Annotated in this window: 15 protein-coding genes; 13 read left to right on the top strand and 2 right to left on the bottom strand. The window is 70.9% G+C overall.

Annotated features, from left to right (window positions below; translation table 11 throughout):
- Positions 1 to 263: 263 nt before the first annotated feature.
- Entirely contained in the window at positions 264 to 899 is a 636-nt protein-coding gene (locus tag ACIBBB_RS14075; protein WP_398981558.1) for a vitamin K epoxide reductase family protein, read from the top strand.
- Between the two features lie 81 nt (positions 900 to 980).
- Positions 981 to 2,348, top strand: coding sequence for a replication-associated recombination protein A (locus ACIBBB_RS14070; protein ID WP_398981557.1), 1,368 nt, complete (start codon positions 981 to 983; stop codon positions 2,346 to 2,348).
- Positions 2,349 to 2,397: 49 nt separating this feature from the next.
- Here ACIBBB_RS14070 and ACIBBB_RS14065 read toward each other — a convergent pair whose 3' ends face one another.
- Positions 2,398 to 3,078, bottom strand: coding sequence for a DUF2470 domain-containing protein (locus ACIBBB_RS14065; RefSeq protein ID WP_398981555.1), 681 nt, complete (start codon positions 3,076 to 3,078; stop codon positions 2,398 to 2,400).
- A gap of 180 nt (positions 3,079 to 3,258) precedes the next feature.
- Between ACIBBB_RS14065 and rpsD the strand changes: the two genes are divergently transcribed.
- Positions 3,259 to 3,873, top strand: coding sequence for a 30S ribosomal protein S4 (gene rpsD, locus ACIBBB_RS14060; RefSeq protein ID WP_329389912.1), 615 nt, complete (start codon positions 3,259 to 3,261; stop codon positions 3,871 to 3,873).
- A gap of 42 nt (positions 3,874 to 3,915) precedes the next feature.
- Here rpsD and ACIBBB_RS14055 read toward each other — a convergent pair whose 3' ends face one another.
- Positions 3,916 to 6,198 carry an ATP-binding protein gene (locus ACIBBB_RS14055; protein WP_398981552.1) on the bottom strand — a complete coding sequence of 761 codons (2,283 nt, stop codon included), beginning with the start codon at positions 6,196 to 6,198 and terminating at the stop codon, positions 3,916 to 3,918.
- 221 nt (positions 6,199 to 6,419) lie between these two features.
- Here ACIBBB_RS14055 and ACIBBB_RS14050 point away from each other — a divergent pair, with 221 nt between their 5' ends.
- The 10 genes from ACIBBB_RS14050 (at position 6,420) to aroQ (ending at position 16,884) form a co-directional block, all read left to right on the top strand.
- Entirely contained in the window at positions 6,420 to 6,884 is a 465-nt protein-coding gene (locus ACIBBB_RS14050; protein ID WP_398981550.1) for a DUF948 domain-containing protein, read from the top strand.
- Between the two features lie 7 nt (positions 6,885 to 6,891).
- A complete protein-coding gene (locus tag ACIBBB_RS14045; protein ID WP_398981548.1) occupies positions 6,892 to 7,269 on the top strand; it encodes a DUF6167 family protein in 378 nt (125 codons plus the stop codon).
- A complete protein-coding gene (alaS, locus tag ACIBBB_RS14040) occupies positions 7,269 to 9,938 on the top strand; it encodes an alanine--tRNA ligase (protein WP_398981546.1) in 2,670 nt (889 codons plus the stop codon). The genes ACIBBB_RS14045 and alaS overlap by 1 nt, the downstream gene beginning before the upstream one ends.
- Before the next feature lie 75 nt (positions 9,939 to 10,013).
- Positions 10,014 to 10,490, top strand: coding sequence for a Holliday junction resolvase RuvX (gene ruvX, locus ACIBBB_RS14035; protein ID WP_189109222.1), 477 nt, complete (start codon positions 10,014 to 10,016; stop codon positions 10,488 to 10,490).
- Between the two features lie 190 nt (positions 10,491 to 10,680).
- The gene (mltG, locus tag ACIBBB_RS14030; protein WP_398981544.1) at positions 10,681 to 12,612 is read left to right on the top strand and encodes an endolytic transglycosylase MltG; all 1,932 of its coding nucleotides are present in this window, start codon (positions 10,681 to 10,683) and stop codon (positions 12,610 to 12,612) included.
- The gene (locus tag ACIBBB_RS14025; RefSeq protein ID WP_398981542.1) at positions 12,599 to 13,444 is read left to right on the top strand and encodes a shikimate dehydrogenase; all 846 of its coding nucleotides are present in this window, start codon (positions 12,599 to 12,601) and stop codon (positions 13,442 to 13,444) included. The genes mltG and ACIBBB_RS14025 overlap by 14 nt, the downstream gene beginning before the upstream one ends.
- A 134-nt stretch (positions 13,445 to 13,578) precedes the next feature.
- The gene (gene aroC, locus ACIBBB_RS14020; protein ID WP_398981540.1) at positions 13,579 to 14,763 is read left to right on the top strand and encodes a chorismate synthase; all 1,185 of its coding nucleotides are present in this window, start codon (positions 13,579 to 13,581) and stop codon (positions 14,761 to 14,763) included.
- Positions 14,760 to 15,350: a shikimate kinase gene (locus ACIBBB_RS14015; protein WP_398981538.1), complete on the top strand. Its 591-nt coding sequence runs from the start codon at positions 14,760 to 14,762 to the stop codon at positions 15,348 to 15,350. Before aroC ends, ACIBBB_RS14015 begins: the two co-directional genes overlap by 4 nt.
- Complete coding sequence (gene aroB / locus ACIBBB_RS14010) at positions 15,347 to 16,447, top strand: 3-dehydroquinate synthase (RefSeq protein WP_398981536.1); 1,101 nt, start codon at positions 15,347 to 15,349, stop codon at positions 16,445 to 16,447. The genes ACIBBB_RS14015 and aroB overlap by 4 nt, the downstream gene beginning before the upstream one ends.
- On the top strand, positions 16,444 to 16,884 hold the full coding sequence (gene aroQ / locus ACIBBB_RS14005) for a type II 3-dehydroquinate dehydratase (protein ID WP_398981534.1): 441 nt from the start codon (positions 16,444 to 16,446) through the stop codon (positions 16,882 to 16,884). Before aroB ends, aroQ begins: the two co-directional genes overlap by 4 nt.
- The last annotated feature ends 109 nt before the right edge of the window (positions 16,885 to 16,993 follow it).

Here is a 16,993-nt window from a genome sequence, read left to right as displayed (position 1 = left end):
CTCTTGCGCGGCGGGGCCCCCGCCCCCCCCCCCGCCGCGGGGGGGGGGCCCCCCCGCCCGCGCGCCCCCGCCCCGGCCGGGGGGGGGGGGGGGGGCCCCCGGCCGGGGGGGGGGGGGGGGCCCCCGCCGCGGTTGCGGTACCGGCCTCTCCGGGACGGCCGTCGGTGCGTCCTTATGTCCATCGAACGGTGGTCACGGGGGCGGGTGCGGCAGAATTGACCGGACCCTCCGCTGCGGCGGACCACGAGTGATGGAACGGCGATATGACGAGTACAGCGCTGGACGACGTGTCGGCCGACCGGGCGGAGCGCGGCGCCCCCGGGCTTTTCGGTGCGGGGCGGGTGCTGGCGTGGTTGCTGGTGGTGACGGGTGCGGCGGGTGTGCTGGCGTCGTGGGTGATCACGATCGACAAGTTCAAGCTGCTGGAGGATCCGGGCTTTCAGCCGGGGTGCAGTCTGAATCCGGTGGTGTCCTGCGGGAACATCATGAAGAGCGACCAGGCGTCGGCGTTCGGGTTTCCGAATCCGCTGCTGGGGCTGGTGACGTACGCGGTCGTGGTGTGTGTGGGGGCGGGGCTGCTGGCGGGGGCGCGGTACCGGCGGTGGTTCTGGCTGGGGCTGAACGCGGGAATGCTGTTCGGTGTCGGTTTCTGCACCTGGCTCCAGTACCAGTCGCTGTACAACATCGGCTCCCTCTGCCTCTGGTGCTCGCTGGCCTGGGTCGCGACGATCGTGATGTTCTCCTACGTCACGACGTACAACGTCACGCACCGGATCCTCCCGGCGCCGCGGTGGCTGCGCAGCGGGCTGGGTGAGTTCCACTGGGTGCTGCCGGTGCTGTGGATCGGGATCATCGGGATGCTGATCCTGACCCGCTGGTGGGACTTCTGGACCAGCTGACCCGCGCTTCGGGCTGAGTCCTCGCCGGTCGCGCCGGTCGCGCCGGTCGTGCTGTCAGTGGGCTGGCATAGGCTCTGAGATGTGGAGCCCGACCTCTTTACCGCAGCAGCCGAAGACCGCCAGGAGAAGGACCCGTCCAGCAGCCCGCTGGCCGTCCGGATGCGCCCGCGCGTCCTGGACGAGGTGGTCGGCCAGCGGCATCTGCTCAAGCCCGGCTCCCCGATGCGGCGCCTGGTCGAACAGGCCGCCCAGGGCAGGGGACCCGCGGGTCCCTCGTCGGTGCTCCTCTGGGGCCCGCCCGGTACCGGCAAGACGACGCTCGCCCATGTCGTCTCCAAGGCCACCGACGCGCGTTTCGTCGAACTCTCCGCGATCACCGCCGGTGTCAAGGAGGTCCGGGCCGTCATCGACGGCGCCCGGCGCGCCTCCGGCGGCTTCGGCAAGGAGACCGTCCTCTTCCTGGACGAGATCCACCGCTTCAGCAAGGCCCAGCAGGACTCCCTGCTGCCCGCCGTGGAGAACCGCTGGGTCACGCTCATCGCGGCCACCACCGAGAATCCGTACTTCTCGATCATCTCCCCGCTGCTCTCCCGCTCCCTGCTGCTGACGCTGGAGCCGCTCACCGACGACGACCTGCGCGCCCTGCTGCGGCGCGCGCTCACCGAGGAGCGCGGGCTCGGCGGCGCGGTCTCCCTGCCCGACGACTCCGAGGCACATCTGCTGCGGATCGCCGGGGGAGACGCCCGGCGGGTCCTGACCGCCCTGGAGGCGGCGGCAGGTGCCGCGATCTCCAAGGGTGAGAAGGAGATCAGCCTCGCCACGGTGGAGGAGACGGTCGACCGCGCCGCCGTGAAGTACGACCGCGACGGCGACCAGCACTACGACGTGGCGAGCGCCCTCATCAAGTCGATCCGCGGCTCCGACGTGGACGCGGCGCTGCACTATCTGGCGCGCATGATCGAGGCGGGCGAGGACCCCCGGTTCATCGCCCGCCGGCTGATGATCTCGGCCAGCGAGGACATCGGTCTCGCCGATTCGACGGCTCTGCCCACGGCCGTCGCGGCGGCGCAGGCCGTGGCGATGATCGGCTTCCCGGAGGCCGCGCTCACCCTCAGCCACGCCACCATCGCGCTGGCGCTGGCCCCGAAGTCGAACGCGGCGACGCTCGCGATCTCCGCCGCGCTGGAGGACGTGAAGAAGGGCCTGGCCGGTCCGGTACCGCCGCATCTGCGCGACGGTCACTACAAGGGGGCGGCCAAGCTCGGCCACGCGCAGGGGTATGTCTACCCGCACGACGTGCCGGGCGGTATCGCCGCGCAGCAGTACCTCCCGGACGAGGTGCGGGACAGGCGGTACTACGAACCGACGCGGTACGGCGCTGAGGCGCGCTACGCGGACGTGGTCGAGAAGGTCCGCGAACGCCTGCGCGGCGACGCCCCGTCGTACTGAGCCTTCGGTGCGGGTGCGGGTGCGGGTGCGGGTGGCGTGCCGTCCGCGCTCAGCTGCTCGCGGCCTCGAAGAGCGCGTGCATGGCGCGGCGCAGCTCGCTCACGTCGCGCACCGGCTCGGGGAAGTCGAAGCGGGCGTCGAAGCAGTTGACGCCGGTGAAGCGGACCCGGAGCCCGAAGCGGTCCACGCCGACCGGCACGGCCGCCGTCCCGCCGCCGGTCCGCTCGCCGAGCAGCGAACGCAGCGTCCGCACCTCGGCGCTGTGCGCGGCGTGCAGATGCTGGAGCAGCTCGGCCTCGTGCTCCGACAGCGGGTCCGGTACGGCGGCGGCGAACTCGTCCGCCTCCACCGACTCCGCGCCCCACAGATCGTCCACGTAGGCCTCGCCGACCTCCAGCCGCAGCGTCATCCGGCCGGGCTCGGCCGCACCCGGTACGCGCGTCAGCCAGCCGGAGACCCAGGCGCGGCCCCGGATCCGGTGGGGCACGGAGACCGGTGCGACATCGGTGATCTCCAGCACGGCGGCCAGTTCGTCGGCCTGCGCGTGCGTCGCCGCCCGGACGACGGGGGAGTCCGCCGCGAAGGCCAGCAGCAGGTCACCTTGGCTGTCCACGCTCCGCGCGTCGGGCATCAACTGGTCGGGCCGCGGGGCGTCCAGGCCCGGGACGAGCAGCACCGCTGAGCATGTACTCTGTACGAGAGTTCGTGTGCGCTCGGCTGCTGACGGCATCCGGGCGATTTCAAGCCCGCTGGGACGCGGCTGACCATGAGCTGATCGGACCTCCGTCGTATCGATGCCCTGCGCGTCGAGACTGTCTGTGATGCGCGTGGTGTTCCCAGGGCGACGAGACATGCGATCTCCTTTGAGTAAGGTGAGCCTAACCTAACCTACAACGGAGGTCTGGAGAACGTGCCTAACCAGTCGCGTCCCAAGGTCAAGAAGTCACGCGCGCTCGGTATCGCGCTGACGCCGAAGGCCGTGAAGTACTTCGAGGCCCGTCCCTACCCGCCGGGCGAGCACGGCCGCGGCCGCAAGCAGAACAGTGACTACAAGGTCCGTCTGCTCGAGAAGCAGCGTCTGCGTGCTCAGTACGACATCAGCGAGCGCCAGATGGCCCGCGCCTACGACCGCGCCCGCAAGGCCGGCGGCAAGACCGGCGAGGCCCTGGTCGTCGAGCTGGAGCGTCGTCTCGACGCCCTGGTCCTGCGTTCGGGCATCGCCCGCACCATCTACCAGGCCCGTCAGATGGTCGTCCACGGCCACATCGAGGTCAACGGCGGCAAGGTCGACAAGCCGTCGTTCCGCGTCCGTCCCGACGACGTCGTGATGGTCCGCGAGCGCAGCCGCGAGAAGGTTCCCTTCCAGGTCGCGCGCGAGGGTGGCTACGACACGGACGGCGAGACCCCGCGCTACATCCAGGTCAACCTGAAGGCGCTGGCGTTCCGTCTGGACCGCGACCCGCTGCGCAAGGAAATCCCGGTCATCTGCGACGAGCAGCTCGTCGTCGAGTACTACGCCCGCTGATCACCAGCTGATCCAGGTGTGGTTCGCGCGGTAGTACGCGCTTCAGCCCGCCGCTTCCCCGCCGATCTGGCCGGGGGAGCCGGCGGGCTCTCGCTTTTCCCGGCCCGCGTCGCGGCCGGTTTCCCGGTCGGCGTTCCGGTCCGGCGTCGCCCTCTGCCCGCCGGACAGCTGACGGGGGAGCAGCCCGGCCTCGCGCGGCCCGGCCAGCGCGCGTTCGACGGCCGCCGCCGACGGCAGGGCGCGTCCCTCCGCCACCCGGGCGCCGTACAGCTCGGGACCCAGCAGCTCGGTCGCCCGGCGTTCGCACTGCTCGCGCGGCGCCCCGAAGGTGGGCGAGCCGAACAGGGGCGCCCCCACCGACTGCCAGAGCCGGGTGGCCGCGCCCTGGAGCACCGCGGCCTCGGCCGGATCCCCTTCGCCCGCGGTCACCAGCGCCAACAGCTCCATCGACAGCACCAGCCCGACCAGGTCGTTGAAGGTGTGGTGGATGGCGACGGACTCGGCCAGCAGAGCGCGGGCCTCGCCGAGACGGCCGAGCGTCCAGGCCGCGTACGCGTGGACGTACAGGGCGTAGGACCGGGTCCAGCGTTCGCCGCTGTCCTCACAGATGTCCCGCACGTCGGCGCAGAGCGCGACGGCCGTGTCCAGGTCGCCCTGGAAGACCAGGGCGAGGGCCAGCTCCGCCTGGCCCATCAGCACATTGCTGTTGAGCTCGCCCAACTCGTGGTAGACGCCGAGCGCGGCGCGCAGCAGCCGTTCGGCGCGCGGCATGTCACCGGAGAGGAGCGCGAGACACCCCAGCCGGTGCTCGGCGTACGTGTGCGCCAGAGCGTCCTCCGTACGGGCCGCTTCTCCCCGGCACTCGTACAGAGCCCCCACCGCGGCCGTGTTGTCGCCCTGGAGGATCGCCACATGGCCCAGCACCCACAGGGCCTTGAGCCGTGAGCCGTTGTGCCGAGATCCGCCGTGCGGGGGCTCCTCCTGCCGGGCCTCCTCCTGGTGGGGCCCGTCCTTCGGGACCTCGTCCCGCGGATCGGCCGGCGCGAGGACCCGCTCCAGCCAGTGCCGCCCTTCGGTGAGCCGGCCGCAGCCCGCCCAGTAGAACCAGAGCGTGCCCGCCAGATACTGCCCCAGATGGGCCTCGCCGTCCGTCTCCAGACAGAGTTCGATGGCCGCGCGCAGATTGGGCAGCGCGCTGTCGGCGCAGGCGGCGATCTCCGCCTGCCGGGGGCTGAACCAGTCCAGTTCGCACCAGGTCGCCAGTCCCACGTACCAGTCCCGGTGTCTGCGACGCATCCGCCCGGTGTCCCCCAGGGCGTCCAGCCACTGGGCGCCGTACGCGCGCACCGTATCCAGCATCCGGTAGCGCGGCCCGGCCGGAGTCTCCTCGGGGACGACCACGGACTGGGCGATCAGCGCGTCGAGCACGTCGAGCACGCTCTCCGCCGGCAGTTCGGGTCCCGCGCACACGTACTCGACCGCCTCCAGGTCGAAGGGCCCGGCGAAGACGGAGAGCCGTGCCCACAGCAGCCGTTCGGCCGGGGTGCACAGCTCGTGGCTCCAGCCGATCGCGGTACGGAGCGTGCGATGGCGCGGCAGCTCGCCGCGCGAGCCCCCGGTGAGCAACTGGAAGCGGTCGTCGACCCGCCGGAGGATCTGCTCGACGGACAGGACGCGCAGCCGGGCGGCGGCCAGTTCGAGCGCGAGCGGGATGCCGTCGAGACGGCGGCACAACTCCCGTACGGCGTCGCGGTGTTCGTCGAGAGCGCGGCTGCCGGGCGCCATGTCGGCGGCCCGCTCGGTGAAGAGCCGCCGCGCGTCGGTGTCCGACATCGGGACGAGAGGGAAGGTCCGTTCGCCGACCAGCCGGAGGGGGCGACGGCCGACGGCCAGCACCCGGAGTCCGGGGCAGCGGCGCAGCAGATCCCGAACGAGCGCCGCGCACGGCTCGACCAGCTGCTCGAAGCCGTCCAGCACCAACAGCAGGCCCCGGTCGGCGAGATGGGCGCGCAGCACCTCCCGGGTCGGCCGGCCGCTGTGGTCGGTGATGCGGAGGGTGTCGAGGAGCGCGTGGTCGAGCAGCGCGGGGTCGCGGATCGCGGAGAGTTCGGCGAGCCAGACACCGTCGCAGTAGCGCTTCTCCAGCGCCTCCGGCCGGAGGCCGCGGGCCACGTGCACTGCCAGCCGCGTCTTGCCGACACCGCCCACACCCACCAGGGTGATCAGCCGGGTCCCGGTGAGCAGACGTGTCAGCTCCGCCAGTTCGTCGGCACGGCCCACGAACCGGTTCAGCTCCGCGGGGAGATTGCCGGGGACAGGTCGCATGGGACACGCACAGTACTCGCGCGAACGCACCGCGTACAATCCGTCGCGGCGACTCCCCCTCCCCGTTCCGGCCGATGAGGCAGGGTCCGCGACCGCCCTAAAGCGGTACGGGGAGCCACTCCGGGCGCGATAGGGTCGAGAGAAGACTTTTCTCGGGTCGGCCGGGCCGGATCGGATCCGGTGCGACCCGAGTGACCCATCAACGCAGAGAGCGGTGCAGCGTGACCGGTGGAGAGGTTGCCGGGATCCTGGTGGCCGTCTTCTGGGCGGTTCTGGTCACCCTCCTCGCCGTGGTGCTCGTGAGGCTGGCGCAGACGCTCAAGGCGACCACCAAACTCGTCGCGGACGTGACCGACCAGGCCGTACCGCTGCTGGCGGACGCGTCGGCGACCGTGCGCGCGGCGCAGACCCAGCTCGACCGGGTCGACGCCATCGCCACGGACGTCCAGGAGGTCACCTCCAACGCGTCGGCGCTCTCCACGACCGTGGCGTCGACCTTCGGCGGACCCCTGGTGAAGGTCGCGGCCTTCGGCTACGGAGTGCGGCGGGCGATGGGACGTAAGACCCCGGCCGAGCCGGCGCCCGCCGACCGCAAGGCACCGGTACCGGCCGCGCGCGGCCGGCGCACGGTCATCGTGGGCAGGACCGTTCCGTCCGCCCGACGCAGCAGGAAGCAGAAGGGCTGAGGCAGCGATGTTCCGCCGTACGTTCTGGTTCACCGCGGGCGCGGCGGCCGGTGTGTGGGCCACCACCAAGGTCCACAGCAAACTCCGGCAGCTGACACCCGAGAGCCTCGCCGCGCAGGCGGCCGACAAGGCCGTCGACGCCGGACACCGGCTCAGGGACTTCGCACTCGACGTCCGGGCAGGCATGGCCCAGCGCGAGTCCGAACTGGGCGAGGCGCTGGGGCTGGACGCGGGCGTCGACCCCGAACTCCCCGCCCGGCGACGCCTCGCCGTCGAGGGCCGCGTCGAACGCCGGTACAACGAGCACGACAACGAGCACGACCGCCACGACCACCGCGACAGATCCAACTCGCGTACACCGCACAACCGGAATGAGGACCACTGATGGAGTCGGCCGAAATCCGCCGCCGCTGGCTGAGCTTCTTCGAGGGGCGCGGCCACACCGCCGTCCCCTCGGCGTCGCTCATCGCGGACGACCCGACTCTGCTGCTGGTCCCCGCGGGCATGGTCCCCTTCAAGCCGTACTTCCTCGGTGAGGTCAAGGCTCCCGCCCCGCGGCTGACGAGCGTCCAGAAGTGCGTCCGTACACCGGACATCGAAGAGGTAGGCAAGACCACCCGGCACGGCACGTTCTTCCAGATGTGCGGCAACTTCTCCTTCGGCGACTACTTCAAAGAAGGCGCCATCACGCTGGCCTGGGAGCTGCTGACCACCCCGGTGGCCGACGGCGGCTACGGCCTCGACCCCGACAGGCTGTGGGTCACGGTCTACCTGGACGACGACGAGGCCGCCGACATCTGGACGGACAAGGTCGGCTTCCCCGTCGAGCGGATCCAGCGGCTGGGCAAGAAGGAGAACTACTGGTCCATGGGCGTGCCCGGCCCCTGCGGTCCCTGCTCGGAGATCTTCTACGACCGCGGCCCGGACTTCGGTGAAGAGGGCGGCCCCGCCGTCAACGACGAGCGCTACGTGGAGATCTGGAACCTGGTCTTCATGCAGTACGAGCGCGGCGCCGGCGAGGGCAAGGAGGACTTCGAGATCCTCGGCGAGCTGCCGTCCAAGAACATCGACACCGGACTCGGCCTCGAACGCCTCGCCATGGTCCTCCAGGACGTCCACAACATGTTCGAGATCGACACGTCGATGGCCGTCATCGACAAGGCGACCGAACTGACCGGCGTCCGCTACGGCTCCGACCCCGCCTCGGACGTCTCCCTGCGCGTCGTCACCGACCACATGCGCACCTCCGTGATGCTCATCGGCGACGGCGTCACCCCCGGCAACGAGGGCCGCGGCTACGTCCTGCGGCGCATCCTGCGCCGCGCCGTGCGCAACATGCGGCTCCTCGGCGCCACCGGACCGGTCGTCGCCGACCTCATCGACGTGGTCATCCGGTCGATGGGCCAGCAGTACCCCGAGCTGATCACCGACCGCAAGCGCATCGAGACCGTCGCCCTCGCCGAGGAGGCCGCCTTCCTGAAGGCCATCAAGGGCGGCACCAACATCCTCGACACCGCCGTCACCGAGACCAAGGCCGTCGGTGGCTCGGTCCTGGCCGGCGACAAGGCGTTCCTGCTCCACGACACCTGGGGCTTCCCGATCGACCTCACCCTCGAAATGGCCGCCGAACAGGGCCTCTCCGTGGACGAGGACGGCTTCCGCCGGCTCATGACGGAGCAGCGGGACCGGGCCAAGGCCGACGCCAGGTCGAAGAAGACCGGTCACGCCGACCTCTCGTCGTACCGCGAGGTCGCCGACACCTCCGGCGCCACCGAGTTCACCGGATACTCCAGCACCGAGGGCGAGTCGCGGATCGTCGGCCTGCTGGTCGACGGGGTGCCGTCGCCCGCCGCCACCGAGGGCGACGAGGTCGAGGTCGTGCTCGACCGCACCCCGTTCTACGCCGAGGGCGGCGGCCAGCTCGCCGACCAGGGGCGGATCCGCCTCGACACCGGCGCGGTCATCCAGGTCCGCGACGTCCAGCAGCCGGTCCCCGGTGTCTCCGTGCACAAGGGGTCGGTGCAGGTGGGTGAAGTCACGGTGGGCTCCGCCGCGTTCGCCGCCATCGACACCCGTCGCCGCCGCGCCATCGCCCGCGCCCACAGCGCCACCCACCTGACGCACCAGGCGCTGCGCGACGCCCTCGGCCCCACGGCCGCCCAGGCCGGCTCCGAGAACTCGCCGGGCCGCTTCCGCTTCGACTTCGGCTCGCCGGCCGCCGTACCGGGCACGGTCCTCACCGACGTCGAGCAGCAGATCAACGAGGTACTCGGGCGTGAACTCGACGTCCAGGCCGAGGTCATGTCCATCGACGAGGCCAAGAAGCAGGGCGCCATCGCCGAGTTCGGCGAGAAGTACGGCGAGCGCGTCCGCGTCGTCACCATCGGTGACTTCTCCAAGGAGCTGTGCGGCGGTACGCACGTGCACAACACCGCCCAGCTGGGCCTGGTGAAGCTGCTCGGCGAGTCCTCGATCGGCTCCGGCGTGCGCCGTATCGAGGCGCTGGTGGGCGTGGACGCCTACAACTTCCTCGCCAGGGAGCACACCGTCGTCGCCCAGCTCCAGGAGCTGGTCAAGGGCCGCTCCGAGGAACTGCCGGAGAAGATCGCCGGCATGCTCGCCAAGCTGAGGGACGCCGAGAAGGAGATCGAGAAGTTCCGCGCGGAGAAGGTGCTGGCCGCCGCCGCCGGACTGGTCGAGGGCGCCCGGGACGTACGGGGTACGGCCCTGGTCACCGGCCAGGTGCCGGACGGCACGTCGGCCGACGATCTGCGCAGGCTGGTGCTCGATGTGCGCGGCCGGATCACCGGTGGCCGCCCGGCGGTCGTCGCGCTGTTCACGACGGTGGGCGGGCGCCCGCTGACGGTCATCGCGACCAACGAGGCGGCCCGTGAGCGTGGGCTCAAGGCAGGCGAGCTGGTCCGCGCCGCCGCCAAGACCCTTGGTGGCGGAGGCGGCGGCAAGCCGGACGTCGCCCAGGGCGGCGGTCAGAATCCCGAGGCCATCGGCGACGCCGTGGCCGCGGTGGAGCGCCTTGTCGAGGGGACGGCCTGAAGACATGACTGAGGACCTGCCCGAGCACGCGGCCAAGGACAGGGCGGACGGGGACATGATCGGGGGCGTGGCGGCGTGAGCGCGCTCGCGCGCCGGGGCCGAAGACTGGCCGTCGATGTCGGGGACGCCCGGATCGGGGTGGCCTCGTGCGACCCCGACGGGCTCCTCGCGACGCCGGTGGAGACCGTGCCCGGACGTGATGTCCCGGCCGCCCACCGGCGGCTCGTGCAACTGGTCGAGGAGTACGAGCCGATCGAGGTCGTCGTCGGTCTGCCGCGCTCGCTCAGCGGCGGCGAGGGTCCGGCGGCGGTCAAGGTGCGGGCGTTCGCGGAGGAGGTCGCCCGTCGTATCGCACCGGTCCCCGTGCGGCTCGTGGATGAGAGAATGACCACGGTGACCGCCGGCCAGGGACTGCGTGCCTCGGGTGTGAAGTCCAAGAAGGGCAGGTCCGTCATCGATCAGGTGGCGGCCGTCATCATTCTGCAGAACGCGCTGGAGTCCGAAAGAGCGTCGGGAGCGCCGCCCGGTGAGGGCGTGCGGGTTCAGACCTGAAGACCTGATCGGGCGAAACTGGAACATACTTACGGTTATCTGTGTGCTCGGATGAAGGCCGCCTGATCGCGATACGGTAACGTTCCGCGCGATGCGGCGGGGATTCGAACAACTGCCGCACAGAGAGAGGCGTAACGGACACCGGGCCATCCGCGCCCGGCACCGGTCGCCTCGCGGCTCTAGGGGATCGATGACTGACTATGGCCGGGGTCGAGGCCCTGAACCGTGGCACCCCGAGGACCCCTTGTACGGGGACCAGGGGTGGGGAGCGCAGCAGGCCGCCGACGGCCTTCCTCCTTACGACGCTCAGCCTCAGGCTCAGCAGCCCCATCCGCAGCAGAGTTACGACCCTCAGTACAACGGTGGCGGCTGGGACACGGGCCAGCAGCAGTACGCGCAGCAGCCTCAGCAACAGCACCCCCAGCAGCAGCCCCATACGCAGCAGCAGTACAACCCCCAGTACGACGGCGGTGGCTGGGACACCGGACAGCAGCAGTACGTCCAACAGCAACACCAGCCGCAGCAACACCCCCAGCATCAGCAGCAACACCCTCAGCAGCAGCCCCAGTACCCGCAGCAACAGCAACAGCAGTACGCCGAGCCGCAGTACGACCAGCAGCAGTACGCCGGACAGCAGCCCAACGACCCCCAGTACGGCGGCGGTTGGGACACCGGCCAGCAGGCGGCCATGCCCTACGGCGAGACCCCGGGCGACCCCTACGCGGGTCAGCAGGGCGGCGGTTACGGCGGCGGGAGCCCGGACCCGTACGGCGCCTCCGAGGCGGCGTACGCATCACCCGGCCCCCCGGGACGCCGTCAGGCGGCGCCTCCGCCGCGGCCCGAGTCCGAGAACGACTGGGACGGCCCGCAGCCGGAGGAGACGCACCCGTTCTTCACCGGTGAGGACCGCGACGACGACCGACGCCGTGACCGTGACGACGACCGGGGCGACGACGCGGACGACCGGGAGTACGACGACGACGCGGGCGACGGCAGGCGCGGAGGCGGCGGTCGTGACCGCCGCGGCCCGTCGAAGAAGAAGCGCCGCGGCGGCGGCGCCTGCCTCGTGGCCTCCCTCGTCCTCGTAGGAGGCGCGGCAGGCGGCGGGTACTACGCCTACCAGTTCTGGCAGGAGCGCTTCGGCCCGCCCGCCGACTTCGCGGGCGCCGGTACCGGCTCCGTCCAGGTCGAGATCCCACAGGGCGCGGGCCTCACCGAAATGGGCAGCCTGCTCAAGGAGAGCGGGGTGGTGAAGAGCGCGGCGGCATTCGTCGACGCCGCGGGAGAGCACCCCAAGGGCAAAGCCATTCAGCCCGGTGTCTACCCGATGAAGAAAGAGATGTCGGCGAAGGCCGCCGTCGAGTTGATGACCAACCCGGCCAATCTGAACTCGCTGACGATCGGCGAGGGCACGCGTGCCGTCCAGGTGTACGAGTTCATCGACACCAAACTCAAGCTCGAACCAGGTACCACCGCCGATGTCGCCAAGGCGCAGGCCGGCGAACTCGGCCTGCCCGACTGGGCCGACGACAGCAAAGAAATAAAGGACCCGCTCGAAGGCTTCCTCTACCCCGCGCGTTACGACATCGGGGAGAAGACCAAGCCGGAGGACATCCTCAAGCAGATGGTCGCGCGGTCCAACCAGGAGTACAAGAAGTACGATCTGGAGAAATCGGCCGAGGACCTCGGACTGGACTCACCGCTCGACCTCGTCACCGTCGCCAGCCTCGTACAGGCCGAAGGCATCACGCACGACGACTTCAAGAAGATGGCGGCGGTCGTCTACAACCGGCTCAAGCCGACGAACACCGACACCAACCAGAAGCTCGAATTCGACTCGACCTTCAATTACTTGAAGAACGAGAGCGAGATCGACATCTCCACCTCGGAGATCAGGAACCACGACGACCCGTACAACACGTACTTCTACAAGGGTCTTCCGCCGGGCCCGATCGGAAATCCGGGTGCCGACGCGCTGAACGCCACAAAGGCGCCGGACGCGGGGGGCTGGATGTATTTCATCTCCATCGACGGCAAGACCACCGAATTCACCAAGACCCTTGCCGAGCACCAGAAACTGGTCGACAAATTCAACGAGCGACGGAAGAATGCGAACGACTAGCACCATCGAGCGCAGGGCGGCCGTCCTCGGCTCTCCCATCGCTCACTCCCTCTCCCCGGTGCTCCACCGGGCGGCGTACGCGGAACTGGGCCTGACCCACTGGTCGTACGACCGCTTCGAAGTCACCGAGGCGCGACTCCCCGCCTTCCTGACCGGGCTCGACCCGTCCTGGGCCGGGCTCTCCCTGACCATGCCGCTCAAGCGCGCCGTCATCCCGCTGCTCGACAAGGTCAGCGAGACGGCGTCGTCCGTCGAGGCCGTCAACACCGTCGTCATCGACGGCGCCGGACTGCGCACGGGCGAGAACACCGACATCCCCGGCATACTCGCCGCCCTGCGCGCGCGAGGCGTCGCCACCGTGGAGTCGGCGGCCGTCCTCGGCGCCGGAGCGACCGCGTCGTCCGCGCTCGCCGCGCTCTCCCGCATCTGCGAGGGCCCGGTCACCGCCTACGTACGCAGCCGGGACCGCGCCGCCGAGATGCGCGGCTGGGGTGAACGGCTCGGTGTCGACGTGCGCACCGCCGACTGGGCGGACGCGGCCGACGCGCTCGGCGCCCCGCTGGTGATCGCGACGACCCCCGCGGGCGCCACCGACACGCTGGCGCGACACGTCCCCGGGGACCCCGGCACTCTCTTCGACGTGCTGTACGACCCCTGGCCCACCGCGCTCGCCGCAGCCTGGTCGGCCCAAGGCGGACCCGTGGTCGGCGGGCTCGACCTCCTCGTGCACCAGGCCGTCCTCCAGGTCGAGCTGATGACCGGCCGCTCGCCCGCGCCGATCGCCGTGATGCGCGAGGCCGGCGAACGGGCGCTCGGGGCGCACGGAGCCTGACGGCCGCCGCCGCGCCCGTATCCGCAAGCTGGACGGAGTCACGGAGCGGGCGGCCGGTCATGGCAGGATCGGGACCCGAGGATGCGTACCGCAGTCGTACCGTCGAAGATGTCGAGATTCACCGAGGAGCACCGTTGAGCAGGTTGCGCTGGCTGACAGCGGGGGAGTCGCACGGACCCGCACTCGTCGCGACGCTGGAGGGCCTTCCCGCGGGTGTGCCGATCACCACGGAGATCGTGGGCGATCACCTCGCCAGGCGGCGCCTGGGCTACGGGCGCGGCGCGCGGATGAAGTTCGAGCGCGACGAGGTCACCTTCCTCGGCGGCGTACGGCACGGGCTGACCATGGGATCGCCGGTCGCGATCATGGTCGGCAACACCGAATGGCCCAAGTGGGAACAGGTCATGGCGGCCGACCCGGTCGACCCCGAGGTGCTGGCGGGCCTCGCCCGCAACGAACCCCTGACCCGCCCGCGCCCCGGCCACGCCGATCTCGCGGGCATGCAGAAGTACGGAGCGTCCGAGGCCCGGCCGATCCTGGAGCGCGCCAGCGCCCGCGAGACGGCGGCCCGGGTCGCGCTCGGCGCGGTCGCCCGGTCGTATCTGAGGGAGACGGCCGGGATCGAGATCGTGTCCCACGTCGTCGAACTGGCCGCCGCCAAGGCCCCGTACGGCGTGTACCCGACCCCCGGCGACGTCGAGCGGCTCGACGCCGACCCCGTCCGCTGCCTGGACCCCGAGGCGAGCGAGGCGATGGTCGCCGAGATCGACCAGGCCCACAAGGACGGTGACACCCTCGGCGGCGTGGTCGAGGTGCTGGCGTACGGCGTGCCCGTCGGTCTCGGCTCGCACGTCCACTGGGACCGCAGGCTCGACGCCCGGCTCGCCGCCGCCCTCATGGGCATCCAGGCCATCAAGGGCGTCGAGGTCGGCGACGGCTTCGGCCTCGCCCGGGTGCCCGGCTCCCAGGCACACGACGAGATCATGGTCACCGAAGAGGGCATCAGGCGCGCCTCGGGCCACTCCGGCGGCACCGAGGGCGGACTGTCGACGGGTGAACTGCTGCGCGTACGGGCCGCGATGAAGCCCATCGCGACCGTGCCCCGCGCACTCGCCACCGTGGACGTCGCCACCGGCGAGGCCGCCAAGGCGCACCATCAGCGCTCGGACGTCTGCGCGGTGCCCGCGGCGGGCATCGTCGCCGAGGCCATGGTCGCGCTGACCCTCGCCGACGCCGTTGCCGAGAAGTTCGGCGGCGACAGCGTCCCCGAGACCCGGCGCAACGTCGAATCGTACCTTGAGAACCTGGTGATCCGATGAGCGGCCCGCAGATCGTCCTGGTCGGCCCGATGGGGGTCGGCAAGACCACCGTGGGCGCGCTGCTCGCCGAACGCCTCGACACCGACTACCGGGACACCGACGCCGACATCGTCGCCGCCGAGGGCCGGGAGATCTCGGACATCTTCTTCGACGAGGGCGAGCAGCACTTCCGCGACCTGGAGCGGGACGCGGTACGCACCGCGCTCGCCGAACACCGCGGTGTCCTCGCGCTCGGCGGCGGAGCGATTCTCGACAAGGACACCCGCGAACTGCTCGCGGACCTGCCCGTCGTCTATCTCTCCATGGAGGCGAACGAGGCGGTCCGGCGCACCGGTCTGGGCCTGGCCCGCCCGCTGCTCGCCATCAACCCCCGCCAGCAGTGGAAGCTGCTGATGGAGGAGCGCCGCTCCCTCTACACGGAGGTCGCGCGCGCGGTCGTCCCGACCGACGAGCGGGCACCCGAAGAGGTCGCCGAAGCCGTCATCGAGGCGCTGGATCTGGGCGCGGCGGCCGTCCCCGGCGCCGATCCGTCCGCCATCCCCGGCGAGGCCCCCGGCACCGCTCCCGGCAAGGAGAACCAGGCATGACGACGGACCAGGACCAGCCGCTCACCCGCATCCAGGTAGGCGGCACCGGCCACGACCCGTACGAGGTGCTGGTCGGCCGGCGGTTGCTGGGCGAGCTGCCCGCGCTCATCGGCCCCCAGGCCAAGCGTGTCGCCGTGCTGCACCCGGAGTCGCTCGCCGAGACCGGCGGGACGCTCCGCCAGGATCTGGCGGACCACGGGTACGAGGCGGTCGCCATCCAGCTGCCGAACGCCGAGGAGGCCAAGACCGTCGAGGTCGCCGCCTACTGCTGGAAGGCTCTCGGCCAGACCGGCTTCACCCGCAGCGATGTCATCGTCGGCGTCGGCGGCGGCGCAACCACCGATGTCGCGGGCTTCGTCGCCGCGACCTGGCTGCGCGGGGTGCGGTGGATCGCCGTACCGACGACCGTCCTCGGGATGGTCGACGCCGCGATCGGCGGCAAGACCGGCATCAACACGGCCGAGGGAAAGAACCTCGTGGGCGCCTTCCACCCGCCCGCCGGGGTGCTCTGCGACCTCGCCGCGCTGGACTCGCTGCCGGTGAACGACTACGTGAGCGGCATGGCCGAGATCATCAAGGCGGGATTCATCGCCGATCCGGCCATTCTCGATCTGGTGGAGGCCGATCCCGAGGGGGCGCGTTCGCCCGCCGGACCGCACACCGCCGAGCTGATCGAGCGCTCCATCCGGGTCAAGGCCGAGGTCGTGTCCAACGACCTCAAGGAGTCCGGCGTACGCGAGATCCTCAACTACGGCCACACGCTCGCCCATGCCATCGAGAAGAATGAACGCTACAAATGGCGGCACGGCGCGGCGGTCTCCATCGGCATGGTCTTCGCCGCCGAACTGGGCCGCCTGGCGGGCCGGCTCGACGACGCCACCGCCGAACGGCACAGCGCCGTCCTGAAGTCCGTCGGACTGCCGCTGACCTACCGGGGCGACCAGTGGCCCAAGCTGCTCCAGACCATGAAGGTCGACAAGAAATCCCGCGGTGACCTGCTGCGTTTCATCGTCCTCGACGGTCTGGCCAAGCCGACCGTGCTGGAGGGACCGGACCCGGCGGTGCTGCTCGCCGCATACGGGGAGGTGTCCGAGTGAGCCGTCGGGTCCTGGTGCTCAACGGCCCCAATCTGGGCCGTCTCGGTTCCCGCGAGCCGGACGTCTACGGCTCCGTCTCGTACGCCGGTCTTGTGGAGACCTGCCAGTCGACGGGCAAGGAGCTGGGCCTCGCGGTCGACGTACGCGAGACGAACGACGAGGGCGAGCTGATCCGCTGGCTGCACGAGGCGGCCGACGGATCGCTCCCGGTGGTGCTCAACCCCGGGGCTTTCACCCACTATTCGTACGGAATGCGGGACGCCGCCGCGCAGCGCACCGCGCCGCTGATCGAGGTGCACATCTCGAACCCCTACACACGCGAGGAATTCCGCCACACGTCGGTCGTCGCGGCGGTCGCCAGTGGCACGATCGCGGGGTTCGGCATCGGCTCGTACCGACTGGCGCTGCGCGCCGTCGCCGAGGAACTGGACGGCTGACGGGGAAGCCCGGCGGCCCGGCCGGGCACTCGGGGCGGGTCTCTGACGTTCCTACGGAAGCGGCCGGGAACGGTACCGTTCGAAAGCAAGTCGGCCTGGCGGCCGAGCG

Origin of the sequence: Streptomyces sp. NPDC051217 (genome assembly GCF_044455465.1) — a bacterium.
Lineage (GTDB): Bacteria > Actinomycetota > Actinomycetes > Streptomycetales > Streptomycetaceae > Streptomyces.
This window is presented reverse-complemented; position numbering and strand designations above follow the sequence as displayed.

Coding starts and splice junctions, on each gene's coding strand:
- ACIBBB_RS14015 (WP_398981538.1), top strand. CDS start 14,760: ATGAGCGGCCCGCAGATCGTCCTGGTCGGCCCGATGGGGGTCGGCAAG.
- mltG (WP_398981544.1), top strand. CDS start 10,681: ATGACTGACTATGGCCGGGGTCGAGGCCCTGAACCGTGGCACCCCGAG.
- ACIBBB_RS14045 (WP_398981548.1), top strand. CDS start 6,892: ATGTTCCGCCGTACGTTCTGGTTCACCGCGGGCGCGGCGGCCGGTGTG.
- aroB (WP_398981536.1), top strand. CDS start 15,347: ATGACGACGGACCAGGACCAGCCGCTCACCCGCATCCAGGTAGGCGGC.
- alaS (WP_398981546.1), top strand. CDS start 7,269: ATGGAGTCGGCCGAAATCCGCCGCCGCTGGCTGAGCTTCTTCGAGGGG.
- ACIBBB_RS14025 (WP_398981542.1), top strand. CDS start 12,599: ATGCGAACGACTAGCACCATCGAGCGCAGGGCGGCCGTCCTCGGCTCT.
- ACIBBB_RS14055 (WP_398981552.1), bottom strand. CDS start 6,198: ATGCGACCTGTCCCCGGCAATCTCCCCGCGGAGCTGAACCGGTTCGTG.
- ACIBBB_RS14065 (WP_398981555.1), bottom strand. CDS start 3,078: ATGCCGTCAGCAGCCGAGCGCACACGAACTCTCGTACAGAGTACATGC.
- ACIBBB_RS14075 (WP_398981558.1), top strand. CDS start 264: ATGACGAGTACAGCGCTGGACGACGTGTCGGCCGACCGGGCGGAGCGC.